This is a genomic window from Bacteroidales bacterium (assembly GCA_012517825.1).
Classification (GTDB): Bacteria; Bacteroidota; Bacteroidia; order Bacteroidales; family JAAYUG01; genus JAAYUG01.
Genome location: JAAYUG010000176.1, coordinates 14,847 through 27,649 on the forward strand (window position 1 = coordinate 14,847; position 12,803 = coordinate 27,649).

Consider the following 12,803-nt stretch of genomic DNA (forward strand, 5'->3'; position numbering starts at 1 on the left):
CGGGAAGTCGTTTTATGAGGAGGTATTGGGCATCATAAATCGGTATCTTTGACAGGCATAACAGCGGGAATTATGATTAATAAACAGATCATTTCACCGGAGAGTATTCTTGTAGTTGGAGGTTCGAATAACATTCACAAACCGGGGGGCAAAATAGTCAAGAATCTTAAGGACGGGTGGTTCAGGGGGCAGTTGGTGGTAATGAATCCGGGAGAGGATGAAGTACAGGGTTTCCGATGTTTCAGGGAGCTCAGCGATGTTCCTTCGGTTGATCTGGCTATTCTGGCTATACCTGCCAAACAATGTCTGCCGGTGGTTGATTACCTGGCCCGGCAAAAGGAGGTAAAGGCATTTATTATTATTTCTGCAGGCTTTAGCGAAGAAGGGCCGGAAGGGGCTGTCCTGGAGAAAGCCCTGGTATCTATTGTGAATGAAACAGGCGGTTGTCTTATCGGGCCGAATTGCATTGGTGTACTGAACCAGTACTATTCGGGGGTATTTACTTCACCTGTGCCGGAACCTGACCCTCTGGGATGCGAGTTCATTTCCGGTTCGGGGGCTACTGCTGTATTTATCATGGAATCTGCTTTGACAAAAGGGCTCAGATTTTCTTCCGTTTATACGGTTGGCAACAGCGCACAGGTTGGGGTAGAAGAACTGCTGGAATATATGGATGAAACCTTTGATCCTTCCGTCAGCCCGAAAGTGAAGATACTGTATCTTGAAACGATCCGGAACCCGGATAAACTGCTAAAGCATGCATCTTCGCTCATCCGGAAGGGGTGCAGGATTGCCGCCATCAAGGCCGGAGGGTCGGAGGCCGGAAGCCGTGCAGCCAGCTCGCACACAGGCGCCATGGCAAGCTCTGATCTGGCTGTTGAAGCGCTTTTCCGCAAAGCGGGAATTGTAAGATGTTTCGGGCGTGAAGAACTTACAACGGTTGCTTCGGTGCTCATGCATCCCGACTTCTCCGGAAAAAATGTGGCTATCATTACCCATGCCGGCGGGCCGGCTGTAATGCTTACCGATGCCCTTTCATACGGAGGAATGCAGATACCTGAAATCAAGGGCCCCGATGCCGATGCCCTTCTGGCAAAGCTGAATCCGGGAGCCTCTGTTAAAAATCCGATCGACCTTCTTGCAACAGGCACAGCCCAGCAACTCGGCGAGGTAATCGATTACTGCGACAAAAAGTTTGATCAGATCGACGCCATGACCGTAATTTTTGGCAGTACCGGCCTTGCTCCTGTTTTCGACGCCTATGAAGTACTGCACCATAAGATGCAGACCTGCCGCAAGCCCATTTTCCCGGTTCTGCCTTCTGTCTATTCGGCCAGAAAAGAGGTTGAATTCTTCCTTTCCAAAGGGCATATCAATTTCCCGGATGAGGTTCAGCTGGGCAAAGCCCTGGTGCAGGTTCACAATACTTCCCGGCCGGCAGAGGAGAAAATCTACCTTGAAGGGGTGAATATTCAGGAATCGCGCCAGATAATTGAGAATGCCCCTGAAGGGATGGCGTCTTTTGAAGTGGTGCAGGGACTTCTGAAGGCTGCAAATATTCCTTTAGTACCGACCAGTGTCATCAGCAATCCTTCCGATCTTGCAACTGAAGCAAAAAGGCTGGGGTACCCACTGGTGATGAAAGTAACAGGACCTTTGCATAAAACCGATGTGGGAGGCGTCTCTCTTAATATCCGAACTGAAAAACACCTGCAGGCAGAATTTGAGCGGCTTATGCTGATTGACGGGGCTACCGGAGTCATGCTTCAGCCGATGATAAAGGGAACTGAACTATTTATCGGAGCCAAATATGAACCCACCTTCGGACATGTTATATTGTTCGGCCTCGGCGGCATCTTTGTCGAGGTTCTTCACGACGTGTCCTCGGGCCTCGCTCCCTTAACCTTTAATGAAGCATATTCCATGATCCGTTCCGTGAAAAGCTATAAAATTATTAAGGGTGCAAGGGGAAAACCCGGTCTCGACGAAGATGTTCTGGCCGGTATTATTGTCCGGTTATCGTCTTTGCTTCGTTTTGCAGTTGAAATTAAGGAAATTGACCTCAACCCCCTCATCGGGCAGAAAGATAAAATCCAGGTGGTTGATGCCCGCATTCTGATAAAAAAGTAAAAACCAGCAGGTTAATTCGGCCCTTCCGTAAAAATCCGGCAACATCGGTTCTTAATTCATAGAATTTGATTATTTTGCGACCTATGTTATATAACATAAATTTTTTAATCCAATGATTATTAAACAGTTGTCAGTTTTTCTCGAGAACAAAACCGGCAGGCTTACCGAAGTGCTTACCGCACTGGGAGCGGAAAAAATCAACGTCAAGGCGCTGACGGTTGCCGACACTTCCGATTTCGGGATTCTGAGAATGATTGTTTCCGACCCCGAACGTGCTCTGCATCTTCTGCGCGAAAAAGGTTTTTCCGTGAATCTGACCGATGTAATTTCAATAGCAACACCTTGTGAGGCAGGGTCTTTTGCAAAGGCTCTTGCTCTGATTTCCGAAAAAAACATTAGCATCGAATACCTCTACGGCTTTTCCATCGGGCAGAAAGCTGCTATTGTCCTGCGGGCCGAAGATGTGCAGAGTGCTCTGGAGGCACTGAAAAGCAGCAAAATGGATCTGCTGAACGCAGAAGAGCTGAACAATTTATAGTTACGAACCATGATCTGGAACAGGCCTGTTGAATGCATGCCGCGCGAAGAGCTGAAAAGGCTTCAGGATGCACGGCTCCGGGAAGTTGTTGAACGGGTTTACTATAACGTGCCATGGTACAGGGAAAAAATGCAGAAAGCGGGACTTAGTCCCGACGACATTCGTGGAACAGACGACCTGTACAGGCTTCCCTTTACTACCAAGGAAGATTTGCGGGAAACCTATCCTTTCGGGATGTTTGCTGTTCCCCTGAGTGAAATTCTCAGGGTGCATGCTTCTTCCGGTACTACCGGAAGAGCAACGGTGGTAGGGTATACGCGTCGTGATCTTGGAATGTGGAGCGAGGTGGTTGCCCGTTGCCTTGCCTGTGCCGGTGTGGGCAGGGAAGATATTATTCAGATTGCCTACGGATATGGATTGTTTACCGGCGGTCTTGGATTGCATTACGGAGCAGAAAAAATCGGTGCAGTGGTCGTTCCGGTTTCGGGAGGCAATACGAAAAGGCAGATTCAGCTCATGAAGGACTTCGGAAGTACGGTTCTTGCCTGTACTCCTTCTTATGCGCTGTATCTGGCAGAGGCAATGGAAGAAGAAAAAACTGATATCGGCAGCCTCAGACTGCGCGTAGGAGTTTTTGGCGCTGAGCCCTGGACTGAAAGCATGCGCAGGGAAATTGAAAACAGACTCAACATAAAGGCTATTGACATTTACGGCCTGAGCGAAGTAATTGGTCCCGGCGTTTCATGCGAATGCGAATACCAGGATGGCCTGCACATCAACGAAGATCATTTTATTCCCGAAATCATCGATCCCGAATCGCTTAACCCTCTGCCTCCGGGTTCGCGAGGTGAACTGGTATTTACTACTGTAACAAAGGAAGGATTGCCGTTGATCCGCTACCGTACCCGTGACCTTACTACCCTGAACTACGAAACCTGCCGCTGCGGAAGAACCATGGTACGAATGGCCAAGTGCACCGGACGGAGTGATGATATGCTGATTATCAGGGGTGTCAATGTGTTTCCGTCCCAGATCGAAAGCATACTCCTCGAAATGAACGAAACGAAGCCGCATTACCTGATTATTGTTGACAGAGTCAATAACCTTGACACCTTGCAAATTCTGGTGGAAGTGGAAGAACTTTATTTTGACAAAATCAGTCAGCTTCAGGGATTACGCGACCGCCTGCAGCAGCAGGTTGAAAGTACTCTGGGAATATCGGCCGATATCAAGCTGGTGGAACCCAAAACCATCGAGCGTTTTGAAGGAAAGGCACGCCGGGTGATCGACAAGCGGAAATTCTGAACGGCGAAATCATTCTTCCCTCCAGGGATGATCGAAAAGCCGGTTTGTAACAACTGATTTAAAGCAAAACTGCCTGAAAGGCAAATATGTTACAGATAAGTGTTTCTTAACAGATGGCAAAATGTAAGTTTTCATTGAAAGGTTTATAATTTAGCCTCGCAAACAGAAACCTTATGCAAGATACTCCGGTTGAAAGGAGAATTGTTCAGAAAGTTCTGGATGAATGCGGTGTGAACGATCTTGCCGTTGCTTCCATCAGGGAACTGGTCCGCGTAGTAGATCTGATCGAAAGGGAAAGCGGAGTTCGTTTTGTCAGGATGGAAATGGGTGTACCCGGGCTTCCATCACCAGGGATTGGCGTAAAGGCTGAAATAGATGCATTACATAAAGGTGTTTCAGCCATTTACCCCAACATAGAAGGAATCCCTTCACTGAAGGATGAAGCTTCACGTTTTGCCCACCTGTTCCTTAACATTACTATAGATCCGAGAGGGTGTGTCCCAACAGTCGGATCTATGCAAGGATCCATGGCTGCCTTCATGGTAACAAGCAAATTATTTCCCCAAAGGGGTACAACCTTGTTTATTGATCCCGGTTTTCCTGTACAGAAACAGCAACACAGGGTTCTCGGAATTCCTTTTGAGTCGTTTGACGTATATGATTTCCGCGGCCCGAAGCTTGGTGATAAGCTCAAATCGTATCTCGATACCGGCAAAATATCCTCCATCATTTATTCCAATCCCAACAACCCTTCCTGGATCTGTTTCTCAGAAAAGGAACTCGAAATTATCGGAAAACTGGCATCGGAATATGATGTTATTGTAATTGAAGACCTGGCCTATTTTGGCATGGATTTCAGAAATGATATATCGGTTCCGGGCAGTCCTCCCTACCAGGTAACCGTGGCAAAGTATACCAACCAGTACGTTTTGCTGGTGTCAAGTTCCAAAGTTTTTAGCTATGCAGGGCAGAGAATCGGGATCCTGATGATTTCCGATGCTCTGTATGAACGTAGTTACCCGGCTCTGAAACAGTACTTTGGCACGGAATTCTTTGGGAAGGCATTGGTGTACGGCGCACTTTATGCACTTTCAGCCGGAGCCGGACATTCAGCCCAGTTTGCCCTGGCTGCCATGCTGAAATCTGCCAGCGACGGGAAATATAATATTGTTGAAGGGGTGAGGGAATATGAAAGAAAGGCAAAACGGATGAAACAAATTTTTTTGTCCAACGGATTTCATCTGGTATATGAACGGGATGAAGACAAGCCCCTGGCCGATGGCTTCTACTTTACTCTGGCGTATAACGGACTGAATGGTTCCCAACTACTGAAGGAGTTACTTTTCTATGGAGTGAGTGCCATTTCATTGCAGATCACAGGAAGTACACGTCAGGAAGGGCTGAGAGCCTGCGTATCGCAGGTTGGAATGGACCAGCTCGACGAACTGGAACAGCGGATCAGGCTTTTTCACCGGCATCACCGGAACGGAAACAGGAAGGAAAATGCAAATTGACAAAAATGATTACTTTCGTTTTCAATATTGATCATAATCCGATGGGTTTTTCTGTCGGAAAAAGGTTTTGCTAATTATCTGTACATGAGATATAACACATAAAGTTATGGTATATGGGTAAAATTCGGGGAGCCATTGTTGTTGATACCGAGCGGTGCAAAGGATGTGAGTTGTGTGTGGAAGCATGCCCCACAGATGTTATCCGTATGGAGCGCAAAGTGAACAGCAAGGGGTATCATTTTGCCTACATGGAACATCCTGAAAACTGCACAGGTTGTATGAACTGCGGGATTATATGTCCTGACGGTGCCATTACTGTGTACCGGGTTAAAGAAGAAAAAGTCAGTCAGGAAACCTGAATATTATGGGCGAAATACGATTGATGAAAGGCAATGAAGCCATTGCCGAAGCTGCCATCAGGGCAGGCTGTGATGCCTATTTTGGATATCCTATTACACCTCAGTCGGAAGTACTGGAGTACCTGATGGCCGAAAAACCGCACGAGCGGACCGGCATGGTGGTCCTTCAGGCAGAGAGCGAGGTAGCCGCTATCAACATGGTTTACGGTGCCGCCTGTACCGGAAAGAAGGTAATGACTTCCTCCTCAAGCCCCGGAATCAGCCTGATGCAGGAGGGAATTTCCTACATCGCCGGAGCAGAACTGCCCTGCCTGATTGTAAATGTTGTACGGGGCGGTCCGGGACTCGGCACCATACAACCTTCACAGGCAGATTACTTTCAGGCAACCAAGGGAGGTGGACATGGCGATTACCGCCTGATTGTGCTCGCTCCGGCATCGGTGCAGGAAATGGCCGACTTTGTAAAACTGGCATTTGACCTGGCTTTCAAATACCGCAACCCCGCCATGATCCTTTCCGACGGGGTTATTGGACAGATGATGGAAAAAATTGAATTGTTCGAGCCGGTTCCCAGAACGAACGAATTCGACCAGTCGTGGGTAACTACAGGAAAAACTTCCGACCGGCAACGCAATATTATTACTTCCCTGAACCTTGATCCGTATTTGCAGGAAAAGCATAACCATCACCTGCAGGAAAAATATGCAAGGATGCGCAGGGAGGATGTCCGGTACGAAGCAATTGCCTGTGAGGATGCTGACTACCTTTTTGTGGCCTATGGCTCCAGCGCCCGTATCTGTCAGAAAGCCGTCCAGCTTGCGCGGAAAAAGGGAATTAAAGCCGGGCTCTTGAGGCCCATTACACTCTTCCCTTTTCCTGAGAAAATTATTGCCGATTTGGCACATTCGGTAAAAGGAATGCTGGCGGTTGAAATGAGTGCCGGCCAGATGGTTGAAGATGTGCGGCTGGCCGTGAACGGAAAAATACCGGTTGAACATTACGGCCGCTTTGGGGGTGCTGTCCATTCGCCCGAAGAAGTTCTTGAAGCACTTGAGGAAAAAATTGTAAAACCTGCCGTATGAACCTCGAAGACATCATTCGTGAAGAAAACATAGTCTATCGCCGTACGCCTTTGCTTACCGACAAAGCTCTTTCGTATTGTCCGGGATGCGGGCACGGCACCACCCACCGGCTGATTATGGAAGTAATCGAGGAGATGGGTATTCAGTCGGAAGTAATCGGAATCGCCCCCGTCGGATGTTCTGTACTGGCCTATGAGTTTATGGATATTGACATGGTCGAGGCAGCGCATGGGCGTGCTCCGGCAGTAGCCACAGGGATCAAACGTACATGGCCCGGGAAATTCGTTTTCACCTACCAGGGTGACGGCGATCTGGCAGCAATTGGTACTTCTGAAACAATTCACTGTTGTAACCGGGGCGAAAATATTACCATAATTTTTATCAATAACGGTATCTATGGAATGACCGGTGGACAAATGGCCCCTACCACCATTCCCGGTATGAAGTCATCTACTTCCCCTTTTGGACGGGATGTTGCCATGATGGGGTATCCTCTCAAAATTACCGAGCTGGTTGCCCAGCTTCCAGGAACATATTATGTTTCAAGACAATCGGTACATACCCCGGCCAGCGTGAGAAAAGCCAAAAAAGCTATCCGGAAAGCTTTTGAAAATCAAAAGCTTAACAAAGGAGTTTCCTTTGTCGAAATTGTTTCCAATTGCAACTCAGGATGGAAAATGACCCCTGTTCAGGCCAACAAATGGCTGGAAGAAAATATGCTTGCATTTTATCCTCCCGGAGATCTGAAGGTTGACGGACAACTGATGGAACAGGGGAAAACTGCCTGATGACCAACAATATGAACCCGATTACCACGAAAAAAATAGATCCATGACGGAAGAAATTATTATTGCAGGCTTCGGCGGGCAGGGAGTGCTCTCCATGGGAAAGATCCTTGCCTATTCAGGAATTATGCAGAATATGGAAGTTTCATGGATGCCTTCCTATGGCCCTGAAATGCGGGGTGGCACTGCCAACGTTACCGTCATCCTGAGTGATGAGCGCATCAGTTCTCCTATCCTGAATGCATATGATACAGCTATCATTCTGAATCAGCAATCTCTTGACAAGTTTGAACCCAAAGTGAAACCCGGGGGATTGCTCCTTTTTGACAACAACGGAATCACCAGGTATCCCGTCAGAAAAGACATTCAGGTGTATATAATTGAAGCAACTAACGAAGCAGTGCGCATGGGATCAGGAAGGGTATTTAACATGATGGTTCTTGGCGGATATCTGAAGCTGAAACCAGTCATCGAAATTGAAAACGTTATCAAAGGACTTCAGAAATCGCTTCCTCCACGCCACCATCATTTGATTCCGATGAATGAGCAGGCCATACGGCGCGGTATGGAACTCGTAAAACCCTATGCGGTGGCGGGTTAAACTGCCAAAACGGTAATATTTTCTGTTCTTTCTCCTGAATTCCTTTCTGCCCTTGAAAAAAGGGATTTCCTTCCTGTACATACTTTTATTCTCTCCACAGCCAATGGCCAAGGGCTGATAGACAATTTCCGATTTTGCTTTGCGAATGGCAATTGACGCTAACGAATTGTCTGCTAGAAAAACATATTTTTTAAAAAAAAGGTGATTTAAATCACTTGTATTAATGATGAACCTCAATTCCAAATTAACAACTTAGGACTTTTTACAGCGTAAATTTGATTGGAAAAACAACCGCCATGAAAACACTGATTGTTAATCTCGTTACAACATGTATTTTAATAATGAATTCAGTGTTTGTAAAGGCACAGGATGAACAGCTTATTCTGGTTCCTGACTATGCGCGTTACGCGGTGCGCATAGGAGAAGGCCTTTCTCCGAGTGGTCATGGATTCAATTATGCGTTCGATCTCTCGGTCGAGAGGCTGAAGAAATCGCTGTACCTTGGAATGTTTATCGATCAGGCAGATGGGAAGATTGCCGGACTTAACCTGCGGTACAAACATTACCTGAACCAGGCAGTACGCAGGGGGTTGGCCTCTGCCAAAGGGAAGTTTAACCCATATATCGGATATAAGTTTGTTTACAGGATGGAAGACAATGTAACGGCGGTACCTATTGCCTTTCAGTCTTCCAAAGATAAAAGGCTGAAATCGTCTGCTACAATAACCGGCAGGGCCTGTTCCCTGGAGCATACGCTGGGTGCTGGAATACAATACCATCTGAACAGCAGGGTGATACTGGATGGATCTGCAGGCATCGGATATTTTATTGGTGATCTGGCGCAGGAAAACAAGAAAGATTTTCTTGGCATCTCAATGACAAACTCAGGATTGGGACTGAGCGCCGAAATGGGCCTGGTTATCGTACTCTTCAACTGATTGTACTACCTTTACAGGAAAATTCCTGTTCATGAAGACGGCCCTTCTCTTTGGTGCAACCGGCCTTACGGGGCGGTATGTTTACCAGTACCTGCTGAAAGAAGAACAATACAGTACAATTCGCGTATTTACCCGTTCTCCTTTTTCGCTCAATGACCCTAAAGTCGAAAACATTGTCATCGACTTTGAAAAGCTATCTTCATATGAAAACCAGATTGCAGGGGATATTCTATTTTGCTGTCTTGGTACAACCCTGCGCAAGGCGGGATCAAAGGAGAATTTTCGCAAGGTAGATTTTGAATATGTGGCAGCGATTGCTGAAGTTGCTGAAAAAGCCGGAGTAAAAAAGTTTCTGGTCATTTCTTCGGTTGGTGCGGATGCAGAGAGCAAAAATTATTATTTACGCGTGAAAGGAGAAATGGAGAATTTTCTTATCCATACAGCAATTCCGCAGGTTGTCATTTTACGCCCATCCCTGTTGCTGGGAAGGAGAGAAGAATTCAGGTTTGGCGAAGAAATGGGAAAACAAATTTATTCTTTCCTGAAGTTTCTGTTCGTTGGGCCTTTGAGGCGTTACAGGGGAATTCATGCCAAAACCGTTGCCCGTGCCATGGTGCGCCTGGCAGATGTTGATACCATTGGCCGTCAGATCATCCCATCTGATCAGATTGCTGTTCTGGGAAGAGCAGCAAGGTGAAATCAGGTAATATTAGATCCGGTTATAATATGAGGCACCTTCAGGGTTTCTTCCTGAATGGAAGTAACCGCTGTTTAGTTGCATCTGAATAGATTTTGTTATTTTTAGACCTTTAAATCATACTTATGCTCGCTGATTTTTTTCAGACTGTTGCCGACTGGTACATGGGTCATATTAACTACGGTACGGTGGTTCTTCTCATGGCAGTTGAAAGTTCTTTTATCCCTTTCCCTTCGGAAATCATCATACCCCCTGCTGCATGGAAGGCTGCTCAGGGAGACATGAATGTTTTTCTTGTGGTTCTTGCCGGAAGTGCTGGTGCCCTTATCGGAGCATTGTTCAATTACTATTTTGCCCTGATATTGGGAAGGCCGGTCATTTATCGCCTGGCCAACACACGGCTGGCAAATCTTATTCTTATTACTCCCGACAATGTTGCAAAGGCTGAGGCGTACTTTCTGAAGTTTGGGAACAGCAGTACATTTATCGGACGACTTGTCCCTGCTGTAAGGCAGTTGATTTCGATTCCTGCCGGTCTTGCGCGGATGAAAGTGCCGGCTTTTATTTTATACACCGTGCTTGGTTCAACATTATGGAATATTATCCTTGCTGTGCTGGGTTATTCTCTTTATTCGCAAAAGGAACTGCTCCATAAATATTATACTGAGATTTCATGGATTCTTCTTGTTTTGGGCGTTTTGTTTGTTGTGTACATCACGTTCCGAATTGTTCGTGCAGCTAATAATCGCAGCAAGTAACCGGGAAAAGTTCTGACCTTCCAAATAATTTCTGATTTTGGCAATGCTTTTGAGCATTTATTATAAACAGGTCAGCCGGTCTGGCGTTGCAAGCCAACCGGCTGACCTGTTAAAATTATGGAAGGGATGTCGGAAATTAAGTTCTGAGATAATCCTCTATGAACTATTTATGCAATTGGGCTTTCTTCCCGCTGATACTGGGGAAGCAGATCTCCGTTTTTGTCAACCCAATCCTTAAGTGCGAATGCATGTCCGCGGCCCAGGTGATAAGTCTTCACAACTTCCTTGGTAACATTCGATAATTTGTGAATGCTCTGGGCAAGCCTCTGGCTGACCTGTTTTTCATCCATTTCTGCTGCTAATGGAGCTTTTTTTGCGGCCTCCAGCAGTTCTGATTTTATCATGGCTTTCCCGCTGTTTTTTAATGTTTCGAGGACGAAATTATCCCATGCAACTGCAACGGTGGATGTCCTGGGTTTCCTTTCTTTCTTCGGAACAGCAGTTTTTTTCTTTTCTTTTACCACCTTGGCTTTAGCTGTTTTCTTTGTTGTCGCTTTTTTGGCAGCAGCCTTCACTGCTGTTTTAACTTTCTTTGGCTTTGCAGCTTTAGCTTTGCCCTTAGCTTTTTTTGCAGTAACCTTCCCTGCTTGTTTTGCTTTCGAAGGGCGTCCTCTTTTACCTTTAGCAGCTTTTTTCTCAGGTGTAATTACTACCGCTAATTGCTTGCGGGGCCGTCCTCTCTTTTTTGAAGTTGTTGTTTCACCTCTTTCCGAAACTTTACCCTTTTCAAGAATTTCTATTGCCGATTTAATGCGCTCAACTTCAAATTCGAGTTTACGTAGGTCTGATTTGTAACCCTGAACCAGATCCTGTGCATCTTCTGGAGACAAATTCAGTTTTTTCATAGGCTTTTTTGATTAAATGAATTTAATATTTAATGCAAATATCAAATTTATTTCTGATAAATAAAACATTTTTTAATTTTTTTTGAAAATAATTCAATCTTTTTATAAACATTTTTATAGTTTTTCTTTTTCCCGATACCATGTTCATGCCGGTATTCGGCGATTTTTCTGCTTTTTAATTCAATTAACCCAATTATTGCATTAGAAAAATTCTTATGCAATGCGATTAAGAAGAATCAATCTTTTCACTTCGCTATCGCTGAATTGAAAAGGTTCCCGATAAATCGTGAGGGGTAAACATGATTAATTCATTAGTTCACATCTAAAGGTATTCGTAATGAATAAATCAGGTTTAGAACCTTTTTCGTACTTATCTTTTGATGAACAATTTTCAGGTATTGGTCAGGTGCTTACTGAAGTAAAAGGATGCATTTACGGTTTGGTTTTCACATACTTTTGTTTGATGTCTCGCATAATAGAAATTTTGAGGGAGGGATAAGAAATTTTTTGTGTTTGTACTACGACGAGAGAAATAATATTAAAGTGGGTAAAATAATTGGAATAGATTGTTCGGCAGATTATGCTTCAATTTGCATTTTTATATGCAGCACTCCAATTTTCTCATATGTTCTGCATTCTCTTTTTCAGGCTGATTTTTGAAGAATGGATTTTGGTTGTGGCTCTTATTTACTTCATAGGAAACTGGTGATACAGGGAGAAAATGAAAACATTAGCAAATCACATGCACCTTTATATGTTTTGCCTGGCTAAATGATATGCTTCCTTTGCCCTTGTTCAAATCCTGCCAAATAATAAACTGTAAAGAGCAAACAGATACAAATTATAAAACGGCAAAACGACATTGCAGAATATAGTTTACAGCCTAAAAACGGATGGGGTTATGGGCAAACAGGTTGCAGGATATGAATTATGGCGCAACAGAGATTCTTGCAGTTTTATGCTCTGTTCCTGAAAACAGGGAACAAAAATACATACCCTGTTTCACTTTTCTTTTGTTCTGATCCGTCAGATCCCATTGAATGCTGTTTGAACCGGAAGCCGGATGCAGAGTCCATTCGCGGATCAGATTTCCGGTTACGGAATAAATTCTGATAGTTATTGCCTCCTGAGATGTTGAACTAAAAAGTATTTGAGCATAATTCCCCGCCGGATTAGGGACGATACGAAAAA

At 45.2% G+C, this 12,803-nt stretch carries 13 protein-coding genes; 11 read left to right on the forward strand and 2 right to left on the reverse strand.

Annotated elements, in window-relative coordinates; all coding sequences use genetic code 11:
• Nucleotides 1-72: 72 nt before the first annotated feature.
• The 11 genes from GX419_12350 (at nt 73) to GX419_12400 (ending at nt 10,707) form a co-directional block, all read left to right on the forward strand.
• Complete coding sequence (locus tag GX419_12350; protein ID NLI25485.1) at nt 73-2,130, forward strand: acetate--CoA ligase family protein; 2,058 nt, start codon at nt 73-75, stop codon at nt 2,128-2,130.
• A 112-nt stretch (nt 2,131-2,242) separates the two neighbouring features.
• A complete protein-coding gene (locus GX419_12355; GenBank protein ID NLI25486.1) occupies nt 2,243-2,668 on the forward strand; it encodes an acetolactate synthase in 426 nt (141 codons plus the stop codon).
• Between the two features lie 9 nt (nt 2,669-2,677).
• Nucleotides 2,678-3,973, forward strand: a complete 1,296-nt coding sequence (locus GX419_12360; GenBank protein NLI25487.1) for a phenylacetate--CoA ligase — start codon at nt 2,678-2,680, stop codon at nt 3,971-3,973.
• A 173-nt stretch (nt 3,974-4,146) separates the two neighbouring features.
• Nucleotides 4,147-5,487 (forward strand): pyridoxal phosphate-dependent aminotransferase, encoded by a 1,341-nt coding sequence (locus GX419_12365; protein ID NLI25488.1) that lies wholly within the window; start codon nt 4,147-4,149, stop codon nt 5,485-5,487.
• 113 nt (nt 5,488-5,600) lie between these two features.
• Complete coding sequence (locus GX419_12370) at nt 5,601-5,846, forward strand: 4Fe-4S binding protein (protein NLI25489.1); 246 nt, start codon at nt 5,601-5,603, stop codon at nt 5,844-5,846.
• Between the two features lie 2 nt (nt 5,847-5,848).
• Entirely contained in the window at nt 5,849-6,928 is a 1,080-nt protein-coding gene (locus GX419_12375; GenBank protein ID NLI25490.1) for a 3-methyl-2-oxobutanoate dehydrogenase subunit VorB, read from the forward strand.
• Nucleotides 6,925-7,716 (forward strand): 2-oxoglutarate oxidoreductase, encoded by a 792-nt coding sequence (locus tag GX419_12380; protein ID NLI25491.1) that lies wholly within the window; start codon nt 6,925-6,927, stop codon nt 7,714-7,716. Before GX419_12375 ends, GX419_12380 begins: the two co-directional genes overlap by 4 nt.
• Nucleotides 7,717-7,759: 43 nt before the next feature.
• Nucleotides 7,760-8,314 carry a 2-oxoglutarate ferredoxin oxidoreductase subunit gamma gene (locus GX419_12385; GenBank protein ID NLI25492.1) on the forward strand — a complete coding sequence of 185 codons (555 nt, stop codon included), beginning with the start codon at nt 7,760-7,762 and terminating at the stop codon, nt 8,312-8,314.
• Between the two features lie 296 nt (nt 8,315-8,610).
• Nucleotides 8,611-9,252, forward strand: coding sequence for a hypothetical protein (locus GX419_12390; GenBank protein NLI25493.1), 642 nt, complete (start codon nt 8,611-8,613; stop codon nt 9,250-9,252).
• Between the two features lie 31 nt (nt 9,253-9,283).
• A complete protein-coding gene (locus tag GX419_12395) occupies nt 9,284-9,949 on the forward strand; it encodes an NAD(P)H-binding protein (protein ID NLI25494.1) in 666 nt (221 codons plus the stop codon).
• 125 nt (nt 9,950-10,074) lie between these two features.
• Nucleotides 10,075-10,707 (forward strand): DedA family protein, encoded by a 633-nt coding sequence (locus GX419_12400; GenBank protein NLI25495.1) that lies wholly within the window; start codon nt 10,075-10,077, stop codon nt 10,705-10,707.
• A 167-nt stretch (nt 10,708-10,874) separates the two neighbouring features.
• On the opposite strand, the gene GX419_12405 is transcribed toward GX419_12400, so the two are convergent.
• Together GX419_12405 and GX419_12410 are read right to left on the reverse strand one after the other, a co-directional pair.
• Nucleotides 10,875-11,612 (reverse strand): hypothetical protein, encoded by a 738-nt coding sequence (locus tag GX419_12405; protein NLI25496.1) that lies wholly within the window; start codon nt 11,610-11,612, stop codon nt 10,875-10,877.
• A gap of 928 nt (nt 11,613-12,540) precedes the next feature.
• The coding region (locus tag GX419_12410) for a T9SS type A sorting domain-containing protein (GenBank protein NLI25497.1) at nt 12,541-12,803 on the reverse strand (263 nt) is incomplete at its 5' end.